This window comes from Lentimicrobium saccharophilum, from assembly GCF_001192835.1.
Classification (GTDB): Bacteria; Bacteroidota; Bacteroidia; order Bacteroidales; family Lentimicrobiaceae; genus Lentimicrobium; species Lentimicrobium saccharophilum.
The window spans coordinates 1,938,928-1,962,368 of record NZ_DF968182.1; the positions used below are offsets into that span (position 1 = coordinate 1,938,928).

The 23,441-nt window shown below is 40.9% G+C and carries 24 protein-coding genes; 2 read left to right on the forward strand and 22 right to left on the reverse strand.

Annotated elements, in window-relative coordinates; translation table 11 throughout:
- Window positions 1-413 precede the first annotated feature (413 nt).
- The 19 genes from TBC1_RS07405 to TBC1_RS07495 form a co-directional block, all read right to left on the reverse strand.
- Complete coding sequence (locus TBC1_RS07405) at window positions 414-3,692, reverse strand: S41 family peptidase (RefSeq protein ID WP_062040270.1); 3,279 nt, start codon at window positions 3,690-3,692, stop codon at window positions 414-416.
- Between the two features lie 242 nt (window positions 3,693-3,934).
- On the reverse strand, window positions 3,935-4,375 hold the full coding sequence (locus tag TBC1_RS07410; RefSeq protein WP_062040272.1) for a hypothetical protein: 441 nt from the start codon (window positions 4,373-4,375) through the stop codon (window positions 3,935-3,937).
- 57 nt (window positions 4,376-4,432) lie between these two features.
- Window positions 4,433-4,996 (reverse strand): DUF4256 domain-containing protein, encoded by a 564-nt coding sequence (locus TBC1_RS07415; RefSeq protein ID WP_062040274.1) that lies wholly within the window; start codon window positions 4,994-4,996, stop codon window positions 4,433-4,435.
- Window positions 4,997-5,116: 120 nt separating this feature from the next.
- Window positions 5,117-5,356: a putative signal transducing protein gene (locus TBC1_RS07420; protein WP_062040276.1), complete on the reverse strand. Its 240-nt coding sequence runs from the start codon at window positions 5,354-5,356 to the stop codon at window positions 5,117-5,119.
- Between the two features lie 271 nt (window positions 5,357-5,627).
- Entirely contained in the window at window positions 5,628-6,812 is a 1,185-nt protein-coding gene (locus tag TBC1_RS07425; protein ID WP_062040278.1) for an MFS transporter, read from the reverse strand.
- Between the two features lie 201 nt (window positions 6,813-7,013).
- Window positions 7,014-7,883 (reverse strand): T9SS type A sorting domain-containing protein, encoded by an 870-nt coding sequence (locus tag TBC1_RS07430; protein ID WP_172668852.1) that lies wholly within the window; start codon window positions 7,881-7,883, stop codon window positions 7,014-7,016.
- A gap of 164 nt (window positions 7,884-8,047) precedes the next feature.
- Entirely contained in the window at window positions 8,048-9,070 is a 1,023-nt protein-coding gene (locus tag TBC1_RS07435) for a CPBP family intramembrane glutamic endopeptidase (RefSeq protein WP_062040282.1), read from the reverse strand.
- A gap of 595 nt (window positions 9,071-9,665) precedes the next feature.
- Window positions 9,666-10,139 carry a methyltransferase family protein gene (locus TBC1_RS07440; RefSeq protein ID WP_062040284.1) on the reverse strand — a complete coding sequence of 158 codons (474 nt, stop codon included), beginning with the start codon at window positions 10,137-10,139 and terminating at the stop codon, window positions 9,666-9,668.
- The gene (locus tag TBC1_RS07445) at window positions 10,136-11,395 is read right to left on the reverse strand and encodes a glycosyltransferase (protein WP_062040286.1); all 1,260 of its coding nucleotides are present in this window, start codon (window positions 11,393-11,395) and stop codon (window positions 10,136-10,138) included. Before TBC1_RS07445 ends, TBC1_RS07440 begins: the two co-directional genes overlap by 4 nt.
- Before the next feature lie 237 nt (window positions 11,396-11,632).
- Complete coding sequence (locus tag TBC1_RS07450) at window positions 11,633-12,067, reverse strand: hypothetical protein (protein ID WP_062040288.1); 435 nt, start codon at window positions 12,065-12,067, stop codon at window positions 11,633-11,635.
- 12 nt (window positions 12,068-12,079) lie between these two features.
- Complete coding sequence (locus TBC1_RS07455) at window positions 12,080-12,262, reverse strand: hypothetical protein (RefSeq protein WP_062040290.1); 183 nt, start codon at window positions 12,260-12,262, stop codon at window positions 12,080-12,082.
- Between the two features lie 190 nt (window positions 12,263-12,452).
- The gene (locus tag TBC1_RS07460; protein WP_062040292.1) at window positions 12,453-12,776 is read right to left on the reverse strand and encodes a type II toxin-antitoxin system PemK/MazF family toxin; all 324 of its coding nucleotides are present in this window, start codon (window positions 12,774-12,776) and stop codon (window positions 12,453-12,455) included.
- The gene (locus tag TBC1_RS07465; RefSeq protein ID WP_062040293.1) at window positions 12,767-13,012 is read right to left on the reverse strand and encodes an AbrB/MazE/SpoVT family DNA-binding domain-containing protein; all 246 of its coding nucleotides are present in this window, start codon (window positions 13,010-13,012) and stop codon (window positions 12,767-12,769) included. Before TBC1_RS07465 ends, TBC1_RS07460 begins: the two co-directional genes overlap by 10 nt.
- Window positions 13,013-13,230: 218 nt before the next feature.
- Entirely contained in the window at window positions 13,231-13,899 is a 669-nt protein-coding gene (locus TBC1_RS07470; RefSeq protein ID WP_082189520.1) for a hypothetical protein, read from the reverse strand.
- A 378-nt stretch (window positions 13,900-14,277) separates the two neighbouring features.
- Window positions 14,278-14,535 carry a hypothetical protein gene (locus tag TBC1_RS07475; RefSeq protein WP_062040297.1) on the reverse strand — a complete coding sequence of 86 codons (258 nt, stop codon included), beginning with the start codon at window positions 14,533-14,535 and terminating at the stop codon, window positions 14,278-14,280.
- Between the two features lie 201 nt (window positions 14,536-14,736).
- Complete coding sequence (locus TBC1_RS07480) at window positions 14,737-15,255, reverse strand: hypothetical protein (protein WP_062040299.1); 519 nt, start codon at window positions 15,253-15,255, stop codon at window positions 14,737-14,739.
- A 183-nt stretch (window positions 15,256-15,438) separates the two neighbouring features.
- On the reverse strand, window positions 15,439-15,912 hold the full coding sequence (locus TBC1_RS07485) for a hypothetical protein (protein ID WP_062040301.1): 474 nt from the start codon (window positions 15,910-15,912) through the stop codon (window positions 15,439-15,441).
- 192 nt (window positions 15,913-16,104) lie between these two features.
- Complete coding sequence (locus tag TBC1_RS07490; RefSeq protein ID WP_062040304.1) at window positions 16,105-16,782, reverse strand: response regulator transcription factor; 678 nt, start codon at window positions 16,780-16,782, stop codon at window positions 16,105-16,107.
- Window positions 16,770-18,098: a sensor histidine kinase gene (locus tag TBC1_RS07495; RefSeq protein ID WP_062040309.1), complete on the reverse strand. Its 1,329-nt coding sequence runs from the start codon at window positions 18,096-18,098 to the stop codon at window positions 16,770-16,772. The genes TBC1_RS07490 and TBC1_RS07495 overlap by 13 nt, the downstream gene beginning before the upstream one ends.
- A 133-nt stretch (window positions 18,099-18,231) precedes the next feature.
- Here TBC1_RS07495 and TBC1_RS07500 point away from each other — a divergent pair, with 133 nt between their 5' ends.
- Both TBC1_RS07500 and TBC1_RS07505 read left to right on the forward strand, forming a co-directional pair.
- Complete coding sequence (locus TBC1_RS07500; RefSeq protein ID WP_062040311.1) at window positions 18,232-18,657, forward strand: hypothetical protein; 426 nt, start codon at window positions 18,232-18,234, stop codon at window positions 18,655-18,657.
- A gap of 31 nt (window positions 18,658-18,688) precedes the next feature.
- A complete protein-coding gene (locus TBC1_RS07505; protein ID WP_062040313.1) occupies window positions 18,689-19,942 on the forward strand; it encodes an aspartyl protease family protein in 1,254 nt (417 codons plus the stop codon).
- 263 nt (window positions 19,943-20,205) lie between these two features.
- Here the strand turns inward: TBC1_RS07505 and TBC1_RS07515 are convergent, their stop codons facing one another.
- The 3 genes from TBC1_RS07515 to TBC1_RS07525 all read right to left on the reverse strand — a co-directional run bounded on the left by TBC1_RS07515 (window position 20,206) and on the right by TBC1_RS07525 (window position 23,376).
- Window positions 20,206-20,874 carry a hypothetical protein gene (locus TBC1_RS07515; RefSeq protein ID WP_082189520.1) on the reverse strand — a complete coding sequence of 223 codons (669 nt, stop codon included), beginning with the start codon at window positions 20,872-20,874 and terminating at the stop codon, window positions 20,206-20,208.
- A gap of 170 nt (window positions 20,875-21,044) precedes the next feature.
- Window positions 21,045-21,812: a hypothetical protein gene (locus tag TBC1_RS07520; protein ID WP_137305512.1), complete on the reverse strand. Its 768-nt coding sequence runs from the start codon at window positions 21,810-21,812 to the stop codon at window positions 21,045-21,047.
- Window positions 21,799-23,376 (reverse strand): alpha/beta hydrolase, encoded by a 1,578-nt coding sequence (locus tag TBC1_RS07525; RefSeq protein WP_062040321.1) that lies wholly within the window; start codon window positions 23,374-23,376, stop codon window positions 21,799-21,801. Before TBC1_RS07525 ends, TBC1_RS07520 begins: the two co-directional genes overlap by 14 nt.
- Window positions 23,377-23,441 lie beyond the last annotated feature (65 nt).

A 23,441-nucleotide genomic window follows, 5' to 3' on the forward strand; every position in this document is an offset into this window, starting at 1 on the left:
CGGCTGGTCTCGGCTGGTCTCGGCTGGTCTCGGCTGGTCTCGGCTGGTCCCGGCTGGTCTCGGCTGGTCTCGGCTACTCTCGACCACCGCCGCTCGACCACCACCGCTCGACCACCGTCGCTCAGCAACCAGGGTTGAGGTTTCTCCAGATGGTATCTTCTAAAAATGTGTCCGGTTGGTTTGGTTCGGCTGGTCCCGGCTGGTCCCGGCTGGTCCCGGCTGGTCTCGGCTGGTCTCGGCTACGCTCGACCACCACCGCTCGACCACCACCGCCCGGCCACCGCTGCCCGGCCACCGTTGCCCGGCCACCGTTGCCCGCAGGCGCGGACGTCCACGTCCGTGCCCATAAATGTGCAAGCCCTGCCGGAATCCGGCAGGGCTTGCACTGCAAATCCATCCACAACCGTCGTGGACTACCTGATCTCCTTTTCTATCCATCCCGAGCGGTCGGGAGGAGCCGGAGACTTCACTTTCTTCACCGGGTTGGCTTCCAGCTCTTTCAGCAGTACTTCCACGGCTTTTTCGATGCCGGGGTCTATGCCTTTGGCCAGTTGTTCCGGACGGTCAACCACTTCAATATCCGGATAAACGCCAATACCCTCGATGATCCAGTTTTCATTTTCATCGAAAATACCGAAACGGGGAACGGAGATGTATCCTCCATCCACCAGGCGTGCATTGCCCGAAATACCAACCAGGCCGCCCCAGGTGCGGGTACCGATCAGCCTGCCCAGGCCCATTTTCTTAAAGAAATAAGGGAATGCATCCCCGCCTGATGAGCTGTATCCGTTGATCAGCATCACCTTCGGGCCGTCGTGGGCAATGCCGGGAGCCTTGCTGGGCTGCATGCCGTTACGGTGCCAGTAGGTGAGCGTACGGCGGTCGAGCAGGTCGGCCATGCGGTCAGGGATAAATCCGCCGCCATTGTAGCGGTCATCGATGATCAGCGCCTCTTTGTTATGATAGGTGTACATGCCGCGATAAAGTTCACGGTTGCCGTCCTGAGCCGTATTGGGCACATAAATGTATCCGATGCGTCCGCCCGAAAGCTTGTCCACCATCAACCGGCGTTCTTCCACCCAGTTGAAGTGCCTGAGTTCAACCTCGCTTTCAATGGGTTTGATGGTTGAGGTTTCAGCACCGGAGCCATCGGCATTGGCGCTGACGGCGATTTCAACCGTTACGCCCGCCAGATTTTCGAGGAAGAGATAAGGATTGTCTTTGGTGGTGATTTCTCTTCCATTGATGCTGATCAGGAAATCGCCCTCTTTTACTTTCACACCCTGCTCGGTAAGCGGCGAACGGCGGGCTTCATTCCAGTTTTCGCCTTTGTAGATTTTTGCGATGCGGTAGCGCCCGGCCGCAGCATCGGCCTCCAGTTCGGCGCCCAGCAGCCCGGTATTCACGCGTTTCACCCGTTTGATGTCGCCCCAGTCAACATAAGCATGGCCCGTGTTGGATTCAGAAACGATCTCATTCAGGATATAATCCAGGTCGAAACGGCTTCCCACATAAGGCAACAGCTCGCCGTAACGCTGCTTCAGGCCCGGCCAGTCCACGCCGTGAAGGTTATCCACATAGAAATAATCCCTGAAAATGCGCCAGCCATCGGTATAAATCTGGTTCCACTCCTTGCGGGGCTCTATCTTCATTTCCATGCGGCCAAGTTCAAGTTTGCCGGTGCCGGGTTTCTGACCCGGAGCAACTTTGGCGATTCCGTAATCACCACCCGAACGGTACAAGAACATTTTACCGTCGGCACTCGGAACAGCCACAAAAACGCGGTCCATAATCTCTTCGGTCTTCTCATCGGCGGCATTGTACCGCATCAGTTTGCCATCGGCGATGTAAAGCAGACCACCATCAGCCGGACCAACGATACGGTAATTGCCTGCGGATACGGGTAAGGCTTCAACCCTGTTATTGATACCTTCAAAGTCGATACTCACCTTCACCTTGTCATCCTTCTTTTCAGGCTCTTCCTTCGACTTTCCTTTCGATTTGGAATCCTTTGCTTCCTCAGCAGGTTTTGATTCATTCACCGGCTCCACATCGTTCTTTGTCTTAATGAGGCGGGTACCGTCGTTCTTCAGCGCTACTGCATAGATTCTGGATGCGTTATTATAGAGGTAATCAAATTCAAAACCTGAGAACTCCAGGTTGAAGTCACGGTCAGACACAAAGAAGATGAACTTACCGCATTTGCTGAATACGGGTGAATAGTCCGCAAAGCGGTTATCGGTGAGCTGAGTGGCTTTTGCCGAAGGGATATGGTAAACCCAGACCGCGGAGAAACCGTTTTCGCTCTCCTTGCTGTAAGTGATCCATTCTGAATCGGGCGAGAAAGCGTAGGTACGGATTTCGCTGTCGGTGGCTTTATCAATTTCTGTCTCTTTACCGGATACCACATCTACCAGCCGGAGTTTCATGGTTCGGTCGCTGTAAACCAGGTATTTGCTGTCGGGTGACCATTCGGCGTCGTATTTCCAGGCAGCGGATCCCGAAGTCATTTTCCGGGGTTTGGCACCTTTTACATTTTCGAGCAGGTAAATCTCATACTCGCCCGATTCGTCAGAATAGTAAGAGATGTATTTGCCATTGGGCGACCAGGCGGGATAAATCTCGCGTGCATCGGGCGTTTGGGTGAGGTTCTCCACCACCCCGTTTTCGGCAGGCACCGAAAAGATGTCGCCACGGGCGTCGAAGAGTGCACGTTTGGCGGTTGGCGAGATGTTGAAGCTGTGAATGTCGTCCTTCACATTCTTAAAATAAGCCACCAGGTTCGGATTGTCGAAATTCAGGCTGACGGTAATCTTTTCGGAACGGCCGGTTCCAATATCCAGCTTGTAGAGGTAACCCCCGTTTTCATATACCACCTGTCCGTTTTCGCCGGAAGGCCACATCACGTCAAAATCCTTGTGAAAGGTAAGCTGCGTAGTTTGTTTGGTGGCTGTGCTGTATCGGTACAGGTTCAGCCGCAGGTCGCGGTCGGAGGCAAAGATGATGTCGCTGCCCCACCAGATCGGCCACTGATCGGATCCGGCGAAGCTGGTAATCTGTTCGGCGGTATTATTTTCAAGATCATAAGTCCACAACTCGGTTGCCCGACCGCCTTTGTAGCGCTTCCAGGTGCGGAACTCCCGGTCGACCGGGGTAAAGGCCAACTTTTTCGCGTCGGGCGAAAGTACGGCAAACCCGCCATTCACGATGGGCAGGGGGCGTTCAAATCCGCCTTCAAGACTCACCAGAAAGTATTTTCCGTTACGTTCGCCAAAGGTGGTGCGGTTGGCCCGGATAAGGATTTCCTTGCTGTCGGGCGTCCAGTCGAGCACCACATGGTCGTATCCGCCGCGCGGCGGCATTACACCGACTTCGTTGTACCAGGTGAGCTGACGGGCTGTACCTCCACCGGAAGGCATCACCCATATCTGGCGGCTTCCCGAATATTCGGCCGAGAAGGCGATCCAGTTGCCATCGGGTGAAATCTTCGGGAAAAGCTCCAGCCCTTCGTGCGAAGTCAGCCTCCGGGCCTCTCCCCCATTGGCTGAAACCGTCCAGATATCGCCTGCATATACAAAGGCGACAAGGTTTTTATTGATGTCGGGAAAGCGCAGCAGACGGGCATCGTCCATCGCTTTAACCCCGGCTGACAAACTGATTGCCAGCACCATAAGTAATAGTTTCCTGATCATGACTGATTAGTTTTGGAAGATTGAAAACAGAAGGGCTAAAGTAAAGTTTTTTTTGATTTGAAAGTGCCTGTAATTCACCCTGCTGATGTGTTGCAGGCCTGGTCCGGAGTTTTCAGCTTCAGGGATTTTTATGCCGGATGGATTGTTGCGCAGGTTTTTACCCAGCGGTTATTTCATAAAAATCAAGGGAGTCTGACCCTTAAAAAAAATCAGATTTTATCCTGCAGCCGGAAAAGCAATTGTTACTCCAGCATAAAAATCAGCACCGCCACCGGCAGCTTTCCTTCAATGTTATAAATAACGGATCCGTAATTGCTGGAACCATGACGCACCAGGTTGCCGTCGAAATTGTACAGAATGGTGCCGTAATCGCTGCTTCCCTGACGGATATATCCACCGCCCCAGTTGTACAACACCTTGCCGTAGGTGCTCCTGCCCTGCCGGAAATTACGGCCATCCCAGTTAAAAAGCACTTCTCCATAGGTACTTGATCCCTGGCGGATTTCAGTCCCATCGTAGTTTATAATAACTTGTCCGTAAGCGCTGCTTCCTTTCCGGAGGTAACGTCCGTCCCAATTCCAGAGCACCTCCCCGTAACTACTGCTGCCCTTCCTCACCAGCGTTTGTGCATGTGCCGTTCCTGTCATCAGGAGCGTGATCAGCACAATCAGGATTTGTTTCATTGTACGAAGCTTTATGAATGCCCTGTTATCATTCCGGAATGCAGCCGGTCTGTATCTTCAGACTTTAAGCATGCCCCTGAATCCCCGGGATGCATAGTAAGATTCAGCACCATTGTGATAAACAAAAACCTTACCATAACGGAAATCGCCAAAAAGAGCACCGCCAAGTTTCCGCACCTCCTCAGGAGTGATGATCCAGCTGGAAGTAGTGGTATCGAAGCTGCCCAGCGTTTGCAAAACCCGGTATTCCGCTTCGGCCAGCACCTCAATGCCCATAGTCTCAGCCATTTCCAGCGCGCTGCCCACCGGCTTGTTCTGTCTGCGCGATTCCAGGGCCTTGCGGTCGTAACAGAGGCTTCTGCGCCCCGAAGGACTTTGCAACGAACAATCACAAAAAATAATTGCGCCGGTTGCGGGTTCCACTCCTGTTACATCCGGCTCACCGCCTGTGCGTTCCATTTCATTCAACGACCAGAGCTTTTCCGGATGCTGCCTCAGCCTCTCCGAAACCGCCCCCCACACCATATCAGGGTGCCGGCGCATATTTTTCAAAAAACGCGCTTCCAGCACTTTCAGCAAGGTTTCGCTATCTGCCGGGGATAAATGTCTTTTTGTTTTCATAACCGGATTGTTTTAGTGCCGGCATCCTGCACGGATACCCTGATCTCCATTAACAATCAGCAACCCATAACTGTTTAGGCCGCACCTGGTCATGAATAACAACAGACTGTCAGTAACCCTTCACATTTTATTGACCTCCAGAAACGCCTTCACAATCGGTTCCGCCTTATCCATGTCCGTATCAAGAATGTATAAATCAACCGAATAGGGAGTTCCGGTTGAGAATCCCCTGAAATTGGATTCTTCAAATTCATTTATAACGTTTGTTGCAATGCCTTCCTTTTCCAGTTCATGCCTAAGCAGGTTTACCGTTATTTCGGAACCGGCAAAAACGCGGATCAGTTTGCTTTTTGTTTCCATAGCCTGATGAATTTATGGTATAAGGTTTATTGATATATTGATTTTACCAATATGAGTTAACAGGCAATCCATGTTGTAGTATTTTCGAAACTGCCAATTATTTTGCAATTATTCCCTTTTCAGGAAGGTTTATAGGTTATTAGCCCGACAGTATTATGGTAATAGTTAAAAAATGATCCCGGCGGCTTATCTGAAATTTTGCAGGATGCTGAATTTTAACCACCTCCGGTTATTAAACCGGGAAAGCAAAAAGACCACCCTGCCGCTTCAGTTATAATTCAGCAACTCCGTTGACAGGCTTTGGTACGGTGAAAAAATAAGCGGCAACGATCAATGTCATGGTCGCTGTTAAAACAAAGGCTGTTGCCGCCCCGAACTTAAACCAGACAAATCCGGTCAGTGAGCTTGCCAGCATTGTGCATATACTCTGAAGCCCTGAAAATGTCCCGATTGCCGTTGCAGTATCCTTTTTTCCGGTAATGTTCGAAATCCAGGCTTTGGAAATCCCTTCTGTTGCGGAAGCATAAACGCCATACAAAAAGAACAATCCGAAAAAGACGTAAAGATTTGTGTTTACTGCCATCCCAAAATATACAGCCGAAAACACCAACAGCCCGGCGATGAATATTGCTTTCAATCCGACGCTGTCGGCAAGGATGCCCATCGGGAATGCAAACAAGGCGTAAACCAGATTATAAAAAATATAAACCCCGATAACCATTGTGTCGTTTAATCCCGCCTGTTTTGCCTGCAGCAAAAGAAACACATCCGAACTGTTGAAAAGCGTAAAAACCAAAAGCCCGGCTACAACTTTTCTGTAAACCGCCGGGCTCTGTTTCCAGTACTTTAAAAATGAAAAGAAACCTGTTCTGACCTTTGGTTTGTCCTTGTGAACATTTTTTTCTTTGAGGCGGAGTGAAGAAATAATGGCGAGCAGTCCCGGAATCAGTGCAATGAAAAACAGTGTCCTGTAGTCCTCAGGATAGAAATACAGATAAATTAAAGCCAGGCCTGGACCGATTACCGCGCCCAGTGTGTCCATAGAGCGGTGAAACCCGAAAACTTTTCCCTTTGTTTCCGGAGTCGCTTCGTCAGAAAGCAAGGCGTCTCTGGCCCCTGTCCGGATACCTTTGCCAAAGCGGTCCATTGTCCGTGCAAAGAATATCCAGAGCGGAAATGTAAATACCGCCATCATGGGCTTTGATAACGCACTTAAAGCATAACCCATCTGCACAAAAGGGACGCGCCTGCCTGAAGTGTCGGAAAGTTTTCCGAAATAACCCTTGCTTAAACCCGCCGTTGCTTCGGCAATGCCTTCAAGTACTCCGATCAGCACCACTGAAAACCCGATTGTTTTTAAATAAATGGGCATTACCGGGTACAGCATTTCGCTTGCCGTATCGGTAAACAAACTTACTGCCGATAAAATCCAGACTGCCCGTGAAATGTATTTCATAATTCAGTTTGCTGATCTGCTATATCATTACCTGCCAAAAGGTTTGCCGCTGCCGCCCGGGTTCGTCAGCGGTTGAGGCCAAGCGCTGGACGGCAGTTTTGAAAGTATCTCTCCCGGGCCTGCAGAATTATTAATAAATGTACAAGCTTTCCCCTTACAACCATGCGCCCGTCCGCTTATTGTCTATCTTTCAAACAATATTTATCCTTTTACAATCTTTTTTACAACGTTTGTATTTACACCAAATACTCTTATAAAATAAACACCGTTTTCAAACTGAGACATGTCTATCTCTGTTTTGGCCTGTTGCATCGGATGATTAAATAATAGTTGTCCTTGAATGTTATAAACTGAAATTGACAAACCATTTTGAAATGCAGCATGTGAGATAATAATAGTATTATTTGCCGGATTCGGGAAAGCGCTTACTCCATTCCGGATTTCAATTTCAGGCGCGCCTTCGGTATGAATTAACAACTTAATGTCATCTAGTATCCAACCAGCTTTACCAGTCTGAACACTGTCACTAATAAATGTATAGCGAAACAGGAGCGTGTCAATATTTTCAACATTTGGTAACATCGCGAAAAATTCGGTCCATTCAGAAATTCTTCCGGTAAATATTGGCTTTGGGGTTAACCAGAACCCATCCGGAATGACATTGTTTGATAGTATATTGTTCCAGCTTAAGCCATTATCTGTTGAAAGTTCTATCAATCCAAAGTCTGTTAATGAGTCGCTTTCCATTTTGTAGAATGCTCCGATCATCGGCATGCACCAACACTGGGAATGATCTGTCAATTGAACTGTAAATGAAGACGTGTCGTTAACCCGATAAGGCCCGGTACTATCGGTGAGAATAGCTAAAGGCGCAGAAAATGCACTTTCAAACGTTTGTTTATTTGGTATACAAATGTGCCAGTTACTCATGGAATATGATGTGTCAATTTTGTAAACACCCCAACAAGGATTGCTTTCAAAATTAATAACACAATCATAGTCATAAGATTGTCCGCTTGATGAACCAAATATTGCTATGATTGCCGATAGAAGAAGTAGTGTTTTTTTCATTTGCATGTTGTTAGTTTTGCCTGTAATGTCGTGTTGACAACAGTGATTATTATCTGTGTGAATCAAAATATCCCGGGTCACATGATATGTAAAGCAACAGATGAATGAAACTTCTTCCGAAGACGCTCAATAGTCTATATCAAACTAAAACTATTAAAGGCCAGTCAGTTCAATGCCTTTTGCACTGCAGGATGGTCTTCGGGAAGGCGTTTCCACATCTGATCGGTAATAACAATTACCGCAACAAACACAAACAAGACTATAATCATGATATTCAGTTCTAAAGGCTGGAGAAATGCAACTACAGTATTTGCAGATGCGTGAGCGATGCCAGCGACCAGCACGCTTCCGCGACTCCGATTATAACACCAGCAAAGAATAATACCGGAAGGTATGTGCAGCAGGCAAGAATTGACCCAGAACGATATTGTCAAGACAGCTTTACCTTCACCGATCCAAAGAAATAAGTGCCACGGTACCCATAACAGAGCCAGTATCAGGCCGGCAACAAGAGGGCTGGCATACACCTGGAGCCTGGGAAGCGCGAAACCGCGCCATCCCACTTCTTCACCGGTTCCGTTAAAGAAAAAGAACTGTGACAGAAGTTTTACAACAATCAACCCGGCCAGGCCAAAACCTGTAGCCGGAAGGCTGGAAAATGAGGGTGACTCTGGACCCAGTAACCTGCTGATTAAAGCCGAAATCAATGTCAGGGAAGGAAAAACCAATAACGCGATAATAATCCACGCAGGAATCGCGCCTGATCTGAATGACTTCAGTTGAAACCCTCTTACAATGGAGTAACGGGTATAGACGAGATTCACGATGAATGCTACAGGAAGAGCTGAGATAGCCACCAAAACCACAAGTGCGGTCGATACTGGCCCTTTATTAATGAAAAGATGATTTGCAATAAAGGCCACCGTTACAACGATCCATGAGATGAAGAAAGCGATCCATGAAATCCTTTTTTTTGCCGATGGTCGGTTTGAACCGGAAATGCATGCTACCGTTATCCCAGCAAGGGCAGGTCCACAGGTTGCCAGGAACATCAGGGGCAAAACAAGATACTTCCCGTTCATGACTGCTATATAGGAAAATCCCAAACCCCATGTTATCACGAATGTGATGATAAAAAAAGCTGTAACCTGGTGACAGCCGATCCATTTGAAAGTTTTAGCAATCATAATTTCTCGCTATTATTGGGTTTGAAAAAAAATGATATAATTTCGTAATAACTGAATTATTAGGTTGTAATTTTCATTTTATAGAAAAGTTAAATAAAAGTACTTAATTGAGATTAATGAATTTACATTTGAAGCATTGCAATTTACGAATAGCATATTTTGAAGAATCATCCCCATAAATTTCTCCGATTGTTTAAAATGGTTTGTTTGGTTTATTCTCAGGGTTTATCTTCTTTTCTTGTGCACTTTTCCTTACCGCCAACATTTTGCGTTTAAGTGCTGTTGCCATTGCCACTATTGCTTCGTAAATAAAGATACGTTGCAAATATTGAACAGACAATAATTACCACTAAGTGGCAATGGCATTTACACGCAGTTGTGCGAAGTTGCTGGCTTTCGGGTAAGTTTATTTCATAGAAATATTGAATATTTTAGTAATATGTATTTCATTTATATCTATGATTTAAATCGCTCCGGGAGGTAATGGCAGTAAGCTGTTTAATGCAAATTCACAATCAAAACAGTGTCAAATATAAATCACTGAATTAATGAATAACCTCCGTCCCTGGAAATACAGATATAGCAGCCAAAAGAATTATAACCACCGTCGAACGCGGTGCCGATAGCTGACAAACTGCTCACCAAAGGTTTGCTGGAGTTTTTTTTCTTCGGGGGGAATAAGTAGAAAGTTCGCAAGCACAAAGAAAAGAAGTGGGAAAAGAAAAGCAATCAGCGATCCGAGAAGTACCGCCAGTCCTGTAAGCCATATCAGCATTCCCAAATACATCGGATTACGACTATAGCGGAATGGACCCGAGGTTACTAGTGCGCGACCGCCTGTCTGCAATTGAAAATCGGTTCCGGCTTTGCGGAATTCTCCAGCACCCGAATTGGCCAATATCAATCCAAAAACAATGACAATAATTCCCGAGAATCTCCAGAATCCGGTTATCACCTTCTCAATTGGCAAAAGAAAGTGGAACAGAATCGGTGCACCCAGTAGTATCATAATTTCCAGAACTGTAGCAGCAGGATTTCGTCTTCGTTGCGTTGCGTTTTTCTCTTTCATGTTACGTTCGCCCCTTTTCTTTCAAGAATCAATGTTTCAAGCTCGATAAGGGCACGTGCTGGTTCGTTTTTCCGTGCCATCATCGATGCAATCGTCCTAGCCTTGTCGCGGTAACCCGATTCGTTGAGAGCACGTGTAATTGCCGAACGAAATGTCTGTGGTGTTGCCTTTTGGGAGATTCTTATCCCCGCGCCCAGCCAAACCACACGCGCAGCAACATCTCCTTGATCGCGACCCATGGGCATACAAATAAGAGGAACCCCGTATGAAAGTGCTCCCAGAACCGTACCGTGGCCACCATGGGTTATTGCAAGAGCTGTGTGTGGAAGTATCCACTGGTGAGGCACAAACGAAACCAATGTAACATTCGCAGGAGCCTGAAACTGATCGGGACTCATGGAATATCCGAGGGTCACCATGACATGAACAGGAAGATCTTCTACGGCACGCAACAGCCGCCGTATTACATTGTCTTGTGCTTGATACGTTGTACTGAGGCTAACAAGTACCAAAGGCGTTTTGTCCTTATCATTCCACGGTAGCTTCCACGATTTAAACTGGCTCGCATCCTCTAGTTGCGGGCCACAGTATACCGTGTGGGCAGGCAATGTTGCGGGAAAGTCAAAGACGCTACTGCTCAAAACCAGCATGCGTCCTGCGCGCAGCATTTGGTCTTTGATGGATTTTACTGAGGAGACACCAAACTGTGCGCGCGTTTCATTGAGTCTTTTCAGATTCATATTCCACAGACGTTGCAAAAGGAAATTGACCACCGAGTCACGTATTTTTCCGGCAGGGCCCTTTGCAAGAGAAAATCCGGATCCAAAAGGAGGTAATCCGGGCGCAGGTAGGGGATAAACGGTAGGGACAAGCGATGCGCACGGAATGGCCAACGCTTCAGCCACAATATACGCGCCGGTCAAGATGTAGTCGGTCACAATGATGTCAACGGGTGACAAAGCGATAGTTTCTTTTACATCGTCGGCATATTCAGCACAAGCGGCAATTGCCACCGACGCCGGACTTTTTACTTTTCCGTCTTGATCGAGCTTCCTGGGATCGCGATCGGGTGCACGCCGATATGGGGAGAAATCGGCACCAAGCGCTTTTACTTTTTGTTCTATAGATCGGGGTCCCAATATCCTTACAATATGGCCGGCGGCAACAACCCGGCTGGCCAAAGTTAACGCCGGAGGAATAGTACCTCCTCCGTCCCATACAACAAAAAGGAATCTCTTTGTATTTGTCTGATTCATTTTTTGGTTCCTGCTCTATACCTTTTCAATTCTTAATGCAACAGCCACATTTTTGGCTTCGTATAATAAATGTAATATACTTTATCAAGAAAAGATTTACGGCTGTTCAATTTCATTTTACGAGCAATTTCGCACAACGGTTTGCAGCTATGCCCAGCAGCCGTGTTGCGGGCTTGTCATTTTCCAGAGGTGCAATATTTCTGCGGGGCACAATGTTTCAAGTTTATATTTCATAGGCTATTGGGCAAAGGTGCTGTTATGTGGCGTTAATTCTTTTTCATTTAGTTTCTTAAAAAGTAGTTCATAAATACCCCAGGAGATCATTCCAGCAATTAATGTTGCTGCAATATCTCTCCAATCACAAGTATTTGTTCCTGGCAATATAAATTGAATAAGCTCATAGACTATCAATCCCAATGTAATAAAAATTATTAAAATTCTTCCCTGTCTATATTTTGGGTTAACAATTGCAAAATCAAAAAAGATTATCGCAATTGTGCCGGTAAAGTTTCCAATAGTGTCTGCAATCCAGAAATCAAATAAGTCATTTGAATAGATGTAAGGTCTGTATATTTTTCTGCCTATTTCAGTAAAGACAAACATGAAGACAAAAATCAGGAAGAATGCTATTCTTTTATTGTCAATAATGAATATCCTGCTTTTCTCTATCATCTGAAAGGTAAATTATCTGGTCTTTTCTACAACTAAAACAAAGTCAATTTTGGATGTTGCTCCCATAAGTTGGAAAGTTGGCCGAACATTCGGTATTACCGAAATAACTTCACCATCCAGTTTATTCAGAAACTGTTCTAATTTTTCCTGCATATTGTCGCTATTGACTTCTATGCGATGTACTCTGTATTTCATAATGCTTTTTTTTAAATTATTTATTTAGTGTTGCCTGTTTTTATAATGCCACATAACTTCTGAGGCTAGCACTGGCGGCAGTTTTGAAAACTTATCTTTCCGACCAGCACAATTTCTCATTAAATGTACAATCTTTCTCCTCACAACCATGCGCCCGATAGCGTTTAGGCTTTGTTACCCACGGTTTGTATTATTCCACGAAAGTTTCCCTTATGGTATTTTTTACTTCAATGATTTCTTTATCAGCAAGTTCGCCTAATATTTTTATTATTCTTTGTTTATCGATTGTTCTGATTTGATCAATAACTACCCAGCCAATTTGATCATTGTGCTTTACTTTGACTCGTGTAGGATATTTCCTTGACTGAGAGGTCATTGGAGCAATAGTAATTGTTTGCAGATGCTGATTCATTTCATCTGGAGAGATTACTACACAAGGTCTGGTTTTTTTGATCTCGCTACCGACAGTTGGATCCAGATTAACAAGAATAATAGAATATTGTACTATTTCCATTCTTCAAAATGTTCATCATCAAAAACATCTGCTATCAGCGGCTTATCATCATTGTTTTCATGCATTTTTTTAAACGCTTTTTCCCAACCTTTTCTTGGGGTTGATTTTGGTCGAATAATAATATAGCCTTTCTCAAGGATCAGTTCAACCGTGTCCTTGATATTATATTTTTCAAGAAGGGTTTTGCTTAATCGTATCCCTTTTGAATTGCCTATTTGTATTACGGATAAATCCATGGTAGATTATTTTGTAAATACAAAGTTATTACATTTTTTTCTAAAAACGTACAACAATCGATTTTTTTTCAAATCGTGGGTAACGGTTGAGGCTAAGCGCTGGCGGGCTCTTTTGAAAATATATCATTCCGGTCAGCACAATTTTCAATAAATGTACAATCTTTCTCCTTAAAACCATGCGCCCGTTAGCGTTTAGCCTTTGTTGTGCGTAGTATTTCTTATTCAATCAGGATTTTTGACGTGTAATCTGTTACATAACTTCTTAAAAATGAGTCAATAAATTTTTTCGAATTTCCGCCTTTTCTTAAGTCTTTCTTGATTTTCTTGTATTCTCTTGTCTTTTTGAATGCCTGAAACTGCCTTCCTTTGAAATTCTCATACTCTATGTAATTGAAGTGTTTTTCCGTTTCCAAGTTTCCTTCGTTAATCTCTAGTAAGATATAGTTTTCGTATGTGGAACCATAACCCATATGAACATAATTCATAAGGTTTCCTAAAGGTAAAACAAGCAATCCCGTAAACCAATCAACCTCCATTTCTTTCGGTTCGGGAAAAACTTCAATTATAACACTTTCCCAACTTATGTCATGATTGTTCCTATCTGCAGTGTCAATACAATGTATTTGAATGTCTTTGACTATGAGTTTGTTGTCTTTGATCTCAAAAGTAGCAACATATCCACGCCATAAGTCAGTAGATTCAATAATTACACCTCCATAAACATGTCTAGGCCTTTTGTCAGGATTTTTCTCAAAATAGATTTCTAATGGATTACTAAATAGATCATACTCAATTCCTTTGTATAGGAGTTTATCAGCTCTTTGTGATGTTGCAAAAGCCTCTACTCCAAACAACAAGAGCAATATTTTTATAAAGATTGATTTCATAGATTTTCGAAAAAATGGTCTGATAATATTACGCATAACGGTTGGTACATGTTGCGGAGCGGATTTCGGAGCGCGTTCCTGTCCGATAGGACGGAACGGCGATGCGAGAATCCGCAGTTGGCATACCACCGAACACCGCCCTGCAATATGTACTTTGTTATGGGCTGATTTTTGTTTAATTCATTAATTTTTAAATAATTATGTGTCAAAAAATTAAAGTTTTTCCAGATGAAGTAAACACCGTTTATAAAGATGGTTTTGTTTACGTGTCAATGAGCGAATATTTTAAAGTAGTACAAGACAACGTTTTATTACGTGAAACCCTCAAAGATGTCTGTCAGAGAGGAGTATCTGTCGAAGCAAGATTGATTTGTGCGCTTACAGAACCTTTTTCTGAAGGTCAGCAATCGATAACTCCATAGAGTTTATTTTACTCTCTATTCTTGACAATTTTGATTTTATTTCGTCGATTTTGTCGAATAAGTTTCGAACGTTTCCATAAGTCGGCTCCATTAAGTCAAACGTGTCATAGGTTCTCTTATTTATTTTATGCGTGTCTGCAAGAATAAGGTTAAAACCTTCAATGATTTTGTCATAGAGTTCTTGATTGGTTTTGTCAGTTGTTTTTTCAGTCATGTTTGAAACTTATTAAATTATTAACTAAGTAATTATCTGTTGTGTGGCTTTTAAATTTGCCCATAACGTTTTGCAGCTACCCGAAGGTGGCGATTTCGAAGCACTTCACAGTCAACCAAGCACGAACTTTGATAGAAGCACAAAGCTTGATTTAACCACTGAACCGCCACTTTTGGGTAGGTGCTGTTATGGGCTGCCTTTCTATCGTCCATAGATTTCATATAAAGTGTTTAATCCTAGTCCTTCGTTGTCGTGTTGCGTCCAAAGGTCTGTGATTGTATATATGATTTCAATTTTTCCATTTTCTGGTCCAAATTGATAGTCTGTCAAAAAATAAACTTTTTTAATTGGTGAGTTATCTAATGCAATTTTTAATAATTTGTCAATGTCAGACTTATATTGTTTTAAAAACTTGAACCTAAATTGTTGATTTGCTCCACGATTATATGTTGGGTCGTTATCGTCATACTCTGGGATAATAATGTCTCCAGGTTCAAAGTCCCAGTCAACTATAGCACCAGCATAAAATCCACCTTCTTTGTCGTCCTTTAAGTCAGGATTTCCAATGTGAACAATGACTCCATTTTGTTCTAAAAGCAGGTCATAAAATAGGCTGCGATGACTAATAAGTTTGTTTTCTTCAATAATAGAAATATCAAAGTCCGTTTGGCTTAGTCCAATTTTTGTCGAGTTTATAGATACTATTTCAATTGTCGGCACTGTTTTCTTTTATTTATTAATTTTGTCGGTCTGTTAAGGTTGCCCATAACGTTTGTGGCTAAGCGCTGGCGGGCAGTTTTGAAAATATCTCTTTCCGGCCAGCACAATTTTCAATAAATGTACAATCTTTCTTCATACAACCATACGCCCGCTCGCGTTTTAGCCTTTGTTAGCACCTGTGCTTTATCTTTTCATTCTATTTTTAATTTCCTCGAATTCATCAAAAAAAATTTCAATGAGAAAGTATTCACCACTCCCCTTTGTTTTTATAATCAATCCGCTTGTCTTTCCGTTACCATATTGTATAGATTTGCTTTCTGCTAATTCATAATCTGTATCCAAGATATTAATTGTCTTTCCTTTGATGAAATTTACTTTTTCTGTACTCAAATTAATTCTTGAATCTTCAAATGTTAACTTCGAAATAACTTTTCCAAATTTCTTAGCTGCTATAGTTGGAGAAATAATTCCTATAAATACAAATAATAACAGAAAGATGGGAAGGGAAGCCCAAAAGAACAATGAACCTCTCATACTAATGTATGACAGACACAAATATGCAATAAAGAAGAGAGGAAAACCAATGAATATTTTGAGATTTTCTTTTCTCCTTTTTTTTAATTCATCTAATCCGGCATTATTTAAATAGTAAATCATTGGGTTTATTTATTAGCATTGGTGCTAACGTTTTGCAGCTACCCGAAGGGCGGGCGATTCACCACAAATGTTGATTAAAAGTACTAAAGTTTCGTTCACCACAAATCTGTCTTTAATGCACAAAAACCCGCCTTTTGGGTAGGTGCTGTTATATGCTGTGCATTTTGTCAGTGTTGATTTAGGTATTTTCACTTAGAATACAATTTTATATCCATGTCCACGGCTATTGATGATTTTTATATTGGGGTCGCTGGATAGTTTTTTTCTCAGTTTGGTGATAAACACATCCAGACTTCGGCCATTAAAAAAAGTATCGCTTCCCCATATTTTCTTTAGTATTAATGACCTGTCCACAATTTCGTTCTTATTATCGATAAGCATCAGCAACAGCTTCGCTTCCATAAATGTGAGTGCGTGAACCTCTGTTTCGTATTGTATTGTTTGTCTACTGAAATCAAAAATATAGTTTCCTAATTTAAATACTTTGTCTTCAAATTGTTGGCTTTGTCTTCCTAGCAATGATTCTACTCTAACAATTAATTCCTCTATGCTAAAGGGTTTTTTTATATAATCGTTGGCTCCCGTTTTAAAACCATACACCACGTCCGAGGTTTGCGACTTAGATGTAAGCAATATGATTGGAATGGATTCGTTTTCTTGCCTTATTTCCTGAATAAGGGTGAAGCCGTCTTTTTCAGGCATCATCACATCCAACAACAATACATCAAAGCCGTTTTTCTGATAAAGTTCCAGTGCTTCCCTTCCGTTATTGGCAACAGTAACAAGGAAATTACGGGTTTCCAAACTTTCCTTAACTATAGTGGCCAATGCAATTTCATCTTCTGCCAGAAGTACATTTATCTTATCCATAGTCTGATCAAAAATTTGTTTGGAGTTATTAATTCAATTGTTCCTTTGTGTTTTTCAATAATGTTTTTGGTGTAATATAAGCCAATGCCAAAACCTTTTATACTATGCATATTCTTTGTTCTTGCTCTGTAAAATTTATCAAAAACGAAAGGTTCGTCTTGTTTTGAAATTCCTTCTCCATTATCGTGTACCGAAATCTGAACTTGGTCGGCACTATCCTTTGTGATGCTTACCGTTATTTCGATACCACCATATTTTATTGCATTGTCAATAAGGTTCGACACTGCATTTTCAAAATGAAATCCGTCCAGTTCGCACTCCAGAGAATCAAAAGTACTCTCGAAGATTATTTTCTTTCCGGTGTTTAGTTGATGCCTTTGCACACACTCTTTAATCAACTTCACCAAATCATTCTTTTGGCAATCCAGTTTCAATTCTGAACTTTCAAGGAGGGATGTTTCCATTACTTTTTCTACCAACAGATTAAGCTTTTTCAGTTGTTGTTCGGAAATATCGAGGTAGCGTTTTGTTTTATCTGAGATTTCTTCGTTGCTGAAATTTTTAATGGCTTCTAATGCACTAGTCACTGTGGCTATAGGTGTTTTAAATTCGTGTGTAACATTACTTATAAAGTCGTGCTTAATTTCAGATAGATCTTTCTGCTTTTTAATTATTTGCAATAAATAATACAAGGCAAAAATAACTATGCAGCACAGAATAAACGATAATATTATCCCGGTTAAACCCTTCAATAATGAAGGTAAAACTGGATCGGCATAATTCATGACAATATCTGTACTCGATCCAAGCGGAGTTAATGATGAATTGGCCTGCAGCATATTAAAATTGTCCGACAATTGACCTAATGAGTCAGTTACTAGGCTATTATCAATTGCTTTTAGTCTATAATCCAAGGTATAGTTGTATAGCTTAAGTTCTTGCTTTAGTAGGCTGTCAAACTCGGTTAAATTCACCTTGACATCAATTACACTATAACTTATTGAGGGTGAATTGTCATTCAATGCACTTAGATGTTGATCCATCTTTAATTCCTCAAGGACCTTATTTACAATTCTTTGTATAGAGTCACTCTTCGAATCACCGATTTCTTTGGTTATTTCCTGATCGGATAGGGTTTTGCCATTGGAATGCGATTGGATATACTCCATGGTTACATCATCCAGAATGCGTTGTATGTCGTTAATTACCAGACTGCGGTTGCTGGCATACTGTATGTAGTTCCAATACGCCTGAATACCAATAGTTAGCAGCACTATTGTAGCAATAAAGAGGACAGTTTTTTGATGTCTTTTCATAGTTTAAAACTACTAAAATAAATTGAAAAGGCAGTCAGGAGTTCTCAACTTTAACGAACGATAACTTTCGGTAACATTCTGTTAAGATAAGTCACCACACCTTTGTACCGTAAATATTTAAACAATTAAAACGATGAAAAATCAAATCAAAAATTCAGGGATGGCTATGGCCATTATTTTATTCACTTGCGCTTTTGCCAGTCTTTCCTTTGCGCAAAACAAGCAAGTTTGCGAAGACATTGTAGCACAAATCTACAACGGTATTAATCAAAGAAAGGCAAATCATCTTACTCAGTATCTATCTAAAGATTTTAGTATGGCTGGACAAAAGGGTGAGATAGCACTAGAGATTTTTCCGGTGTATATCACCAGCTTAAAGGACAATGTAGCAGACATTAAAAAATTCTCCGAAAAACAAACCGATGTTTTAACCTTGGTTTACGAAGCAAAATTTGCAGAGATGGGATTGAAGAAGTCAACTTTTGTTTTTGATAAAAACAACAAGCTGATAAAGATGGATCTTTTACCTACTAAGGTACAACATCAAAAAGGACAGTAATTTATTCTATACAAACATCAAAAAAATTGATATGAAACGAATTGTAACCATAGTAATTTTCTTAGTATTAAACAATATTGCCTTTTCGCAGGAATCAGCAGAATGTGAAAAAATTGTTTTTCAAACCTACGAAGCAATCAATCGAAAAAGTGCTGAGCCATTAATGAACCACTTATCGCCCGACTTTACTATTGCAGGATATACCGGTGAAGTAGCGCTGTTAATTCTGCCACAGCTATTTGACCAGCTGAATATGAAAGTAACGAATATCAAAAAAGTTAGTGAAGTTAAAACAGATGTACTGACGTTGGTTTATGAAGCAGAATTTGGAGAAATGGGGGTAAAACAATCCACCTTTATTTTCAATGAAAAGAATCAACTTAAAGAATTGGGGCTTCTGCCAATGGAGGTAATGGCAACAAAAGCAGATGCCCAAGTTACCCAAAGCGAAAAAGCTTTTTTTTCTATACCGTTTAAAAGAATTGGTAACCTGATTTCGGTACAGACTAAATTAAATGGGGTTTCCAGAACATTTCTCATTGATAACGGTGCTCCAGTTTTTGTTCTAAATAGTGCACATCTTGGAAAGGATAGTACAGATAATAAATTGACTTTGAGTAATACGAAAGGTGCAGGAGGCACAATTTCCAATGTAGGTGTAGCGAAAATAGAAAGCTTTGACTTTGGCGGAATATCAATGGATACCCAAAATGTGATTTCTATGGATTTATCCCATTTGGAGAAGGCTACTAAAACTACTTTTTATGGATTGCTCGGTTATGATGTTTATAAGGAATATGATTTGTTTTTTGATTACAAGAAAAATACAATTACATTCATTAAACCAGAGGCTACAAAAGACTTTCTAGAAAGCAACTTCAAATCTAAAAGACAAGTTGAAGTGCCTATTGAAATGGAGGGGCACATTGCAGTAGTTAAGGGTGTAATTAACGGTAAAGAATATATGTTTGGAATTGATTGCGGAGCAGAATCTAGCTTGTTTGATATTAAACTGAAAGACGAATTAAAACCAAATTTCAGAAAGTTAAAGAAAGACAAGATGGGTGGAGCTGACCTGAATGTAGTGGATATATATACTGGAAAATTAGATTCGATGGTTATTGGAGGTGTTGAATTCAAAAAAACCCAAACTGCATTCAGTGATATTTCTCATTTGAATGAGGGGTATAATTTGAAATTGGATGGTTTAATTGGTTATGATATTCTATCCGAGCAGCCCACGTTGATTAGTTATGTGAACAAAAAAATAGTATTCTTGAAGTAACGTATTCTTTTCTTCTACAAAAGTAAATGACATGATGACAAATAACATTAGGTCATTTTATTTTTCCTTCAATTATTTTTAAATATAATGTTTGCTTTGTTTGTTGATTTCTTTTGCATAGCATATAACGGTTGAGGCTAAGCGCTGGCGGGCTCTTTTGAAAATATATCATTCCGGTCAGCACAATTTTCAATAAATGTACAATCTTTCTCCTTAAAACCATGCGCCCGTTAGCGTTTAGCCTTTGTTGTGCGTAGTATTTCTTATTCAATCAGGATTTTTGACGTGTAATCTGTTACATAACTTCTTAAAAATGAGTCAATAAATTTTTTCGAATTTCCGCCTTTTCTTAAGTCTTTCTTGATTTTCTTGTATTCTCTTGTCTTTTTGAATGCCTGAAACTGCCTTCCTTTGAAATTCTCATACTCTATGTAATTGAAGTGTTTTTCCGTTTCCAAGTTTCCTTCGTTAATCTCTAGTAAGATATAGTTTTCGTATGTGGAACCATAACCCATATGAACATAATTCATAAGGTTTCCTAAAGGTAAAACAAGCAATCCCGTAAACCAATCAACCTCCATTTCTTTCGGTTCGGGAAAAACTTCAATTATAACACTTTCCCAACTTATGTCATGATTGTTCCTATCTGCAGTGTCAATACAATGTATTTGAATGTCTTTGACTATGAGTTTGTTGTCTTTGATCTCAAAAGTAGCAACATATCCACGCCATAAGTCAGTAGATTCAATAATTACACCTCCATAAACATGTCTAGGCCTTTTGTCAGGATTTTTCTCAAAATAGATTTCTAATGGATTACTAAATAGATCATACTCAATTCCTTTGTATAGGAGTTTATCAGCTCTTTGTGATGTTGCAAAAGCCTCTACTCCAAACAACAAGAGCAATATTTTTATAAAGATTGATTTCATAGATTTTCGAAAAAATGGTCTGATAATATTACGCATAACGTTTTGGCGGTATGTTTTTGTTGCCGATTTCGAAGTACTTTCCTGTCAAGTTATACGAAAGTTTATTAGATGCAGAAAAGCTGAACTCAGCACTATCTCGGCAATAAAATATACCGCCTGTTATGCACAGATTATTCATTTAATTCAAGTTGTACGAAAACAAGTAGTAATACAAATTTTTGTAAAAAGGGTCTATTAAAATCAGAGGAATCATACTTTTTTAGTAATCCATTAATTATTACAATCATATTTAATTCAACATTTGGATCATTTACCGCAATTCCATGTATTAATTCATCGTTAAATTCTTCTGCTTTAAATTTATCGTGGTACTTTTCAACTACAGGTTTTACTGTCTCATAAAACAGCTTTTGTATTCCATTTTCTGAGTCTAAACCAATGAATTCCAGTTCTTTTTTTATTTTTGCTGTCAATGAATCATTAATAATTTTGTTTAGACCTCCTCCATGATCAGGTACAAATTTCAAATAGTTATAATAGATCAATCCTTTATCTTCATTTTTACTTACAATATGATTTGAACTTAAATAATTCTCAAAGTAAACTTCAAGTTCTTTGTTAAAATTTGAATTATTTATCGTCAATCTTTTGTCAATGTTTTCATTTATCTCATTTTCAGCCTTCTCCAAATAAGTTTTTGAAGTACAACTTGCAAGAATAATAGCTATTAAAATCAGCAGTGTTCTCATTCTTTTAATTTGTGCATAACGGTCGAGTGTATGTGCCGTAAGGGTTTGCGGAGCATTTCCCTGACCACTAACATGAAAGTTTGAGCGGGCTAAAAGGCTTGAATACCCACTGAAACCCTTATGGCATATACACTTTGTTAGCAACTGGCAGATTATAATTTCAATTTCTCTTTTCTTACTTGATCTCATTCTGAAACAATCGTTTTGCCTCATCTTGAAAAGTCTCGGCAGGGGTGAAGTCAATTTTTTTAGGGATGTATTTTGAAGTATCGACAATCCCATTACGATAAAACTTATCTACAAGATGTTCAAAACCTTCTCGTTGATTATATACAACTTCCATATGCCCCATTGACGGGATAATAACAATTTTACCATTACTCAAGTAAGGATTTAATTCCATAATGTAATCAGGAGGGCTTGAGAAATCCAGTTCTCCGTTGATTATAAGTGTTTTAGCCTTTATGGTGTCAAGTTGTCGGAATTCAGTTGGAATTTGATTGACCGGCCATCCTCCCAATGAAGTTGAATTCCACCAGAATTTTCTTGAAGGGGAGCCAAAAATTGAACCTGTAGGTTCTGAATCATAGCTTTTCGTTGTATCCAAACCACCACTGACAACTTTATTAATAAAATCACCCCAATACTGTCTTGATGTATCAATAACAGTCTCATCATAACCCAGTGAGATCAACGCCAAACCACTGTAATCACCCTTTTCTGCTGCAACGTAAGCATCAAAGAGCGCTGCTGCTGTTTCCGTTTCGTATAACAAATAAAACGAAGCAAGCTTTAGTTTATCAGGATCAATCCTGATATTTTGCCATTCAATTGGTAACGTTTGAAACACTTTTTTAATTGTTATTAGAATGTCGGGTGATTTTAAAACAGCTTCAGAATCTGATTTCCATAGAGTGTTGTAATTATTCAGCATCTTGTCAACCATTTCAGGTTCCCAACCCAATAAAAGACGCTCCCTGTTGCTTGCCCCAATCATAAGATTGCGATGAATATACTGTGGATAACGCAAACAAGCTATGTATGCAACCTGCGTTCCATAGCTTGTTGAAAAAAGGTTGAAATCCTCATATCCCAGAGCATTACGTACAGCCTCTATGTCATCAACAACTTCAAGCATATTGTAACCATTTAAATCAATACTTTCCTGTAGAAGAGAATCGTAAGTTCCCCGTAATGTTTTTCGCATAGTTATAAGCGAGGCTGGCGAAAGAGGATTATTTATGGTCATAGCTTCTCCAATTCCTTTACATTTCAGCTTAATATCACCATCAACACCCCGATAACCAACATTGATGACATCATTATGAGTGTAGAATACTTCCGGCATCTCTGTCCATAGATTACTTTTTCCTGGTCCACCACCCAATAGGAAAATTGGTTTCTCAATTGAGTCATTTCTGGCGTAATGTCTGATGAATGGAATGGTTATGGGTCGTGATTGAGGATTACTTCTGCTCTCAGGTACTAGAATTAATCCAAAATCTGCTTTGTTCTTGTAAATGGTACCACTTTTAATGACAAAATCTCCTGAATTTTTTCCCTCCAATTCAGATTTGTCGGGGAAAGGAGAATCCTGTGCATACAGCCTTGAAATGCTTAATAGCATAATTAACAAGGCTTTGAATATATTTATGCAATACGTATGTTCCATGATTTTTTTCTGCTTGTTGCTAACGGCCAAGGCTAAACGCTGGCGGGCAGTTTTGAAAATATCTCTTTCCGGCCAGCACAATTTTCAATAAATGTACAATCTTTCTTCATACAACCATACGCCCGCTCGCGTTTTAGCCTTTGTTA

Coding starts and splice junctions, on each gene's coding strand:
- TBC1_RS07505 (WP_062040313.1), top strand. CDS start 18,689: ATGAAACGAATTGTAACCATAGTAATTTTCTTAGTATTAAACAATATT.
- TBC1_RS07415 (WP_062040274.1), bottom strand. CDS start 4,996: ATGAAAACAAAAAGACATTTATCCCCGGCAGATAGCGAAACCTTGCTG.
- TBC1_RS07500 (WP_062040311.1), top strand. CDS start 18,232: ATGAAAAATCAAATCAAAAATTCAGGGATGGCTATGGCCATTATTTTA.
- TBC1_RS07490 (WP_062040304.1), bottom strand. CDS start 16,782: ATGGATAAGATAAATGTACTTCTGGCAGAAGATGAAATTGCATTGGCC.
- TBC1_RS07425 (WP_062040278.1), bottom strand. CDS start 6,812: ATGAAATACATTTCACGGGCAGTCTGGATTTTATCGGCAGTAAGTTTG.
- TBC1_RS07455 (WP_062040290.1), bottom strand. CDS start 12,262: ATGAAATACAGAGTACATCGCATAGAAGTCAATAGCGACAATATGCAG.
- TBC1_RS07515 (WP_082189520.1), bottom strand. CDS start 20,874: ATGAAATCAATCTTTATAAAAATATTGCTCTTGTTGTTTGGAGTAGAG.
- TBC1_RS07520 (WP_137305512.1), bottom strand. CDS start 21,812: ATGAGATCAAGTAAGAAAAGAGAAATTGAAATTATAATCTGCCAGTTG.
- TBC1_RS07465 (WP_062040293.1), bottom strand. CDS start 13,012: ATGGATTTATCCGTAATACAAATAGGCAATTCAAAAGGGATACGATTA.
- TBC1_RS07445 (WP_062040286.1), bottom strand. CDS start 11,395: ATGAATCAGACAAATACAAAGAGATTCCTTTTTGTTGTATGGGACGGA.
- TBC1_RS07460 (WP_062040292.1), bottom strand. CDS start 12,776: ATGGAAATAGTACAATATTCTATTATTCTTGTTAATCTGGATCCAACT.
- TBC1_RS07420 (WP_062040276.1), bottom strand. CDS start 5,356: ATGGAAACAAAAAGCAAACTGATCCGCGTTTTTGCCGGTTCCGAAATA.
- TBC1_RS07430 (WP_172668852.1), bottom strand. CDS start 7,883: ATGAAAAAAACACTACTTCTTCTATCGGCAATCATAGCAATATTTGGT.
- TBC1_RS07410 (WP_062040272.1), bottom strand. CDS start 4,375: ATGAAACAAATCCTGATTGTGCTGATCACGCTCCTGATGACAGGAACG.
- TBC1_RS07440 (WP_062040284.1), bottom strand. CDS start 10,139: ATGAAAGAGAAAAACGCAACGCAACGAAGACGAAATCCTGCTGCTACA.
- TBC1_RS07475 (WP_062040297.1), bottom strand. CDS start 14,535: ATGACTGAAAAAACAACTGACAAAACCAATCAAGAACTCTATGACAAA.
- TBC1_RS07470 (WP_082189520.1), bottom strand. CDS start 13,899: ATGAAATCAATCTTTATAAAAATATTGCTCTTGTTGTTTGGAGTAGAG.
- TBC1_RS07485 (WP_062040301.1), bottom strand. CDS start 15,912: ATGATTTACTATTTAAATAATGCCGGATTAGATGAATTAAAAAAAAGG.
- TBC1_RS07495 (WP_062040309.1), bottom strand. CDS start 18,098: ATGAAAAGACATCAAAAAACTGTCCTCTTTATTGCTACAATAGTGCTG.
- TBC1_RS07405 (WP_062040270.1), bottom strand. CDS start 3,692: ATGATCAGGAAACTATTACTTATGGTGCTGGCAATCAGTTTGTCAGCC.
- TBC1_RS07450 (WP_062040288.1), bottom strand. CDS start 12,067: ATGATAGAGAAAAGCAGGATATTCATTATTGACAATAAAAGAATAGCA.
- TBC1_RS07435 (WP_062040282.1), bottom strand. CDS start 9,070: ATGATTGCTAAAACTTTCAAATGGATCGGCTGTCACCAGGTTACAGCT.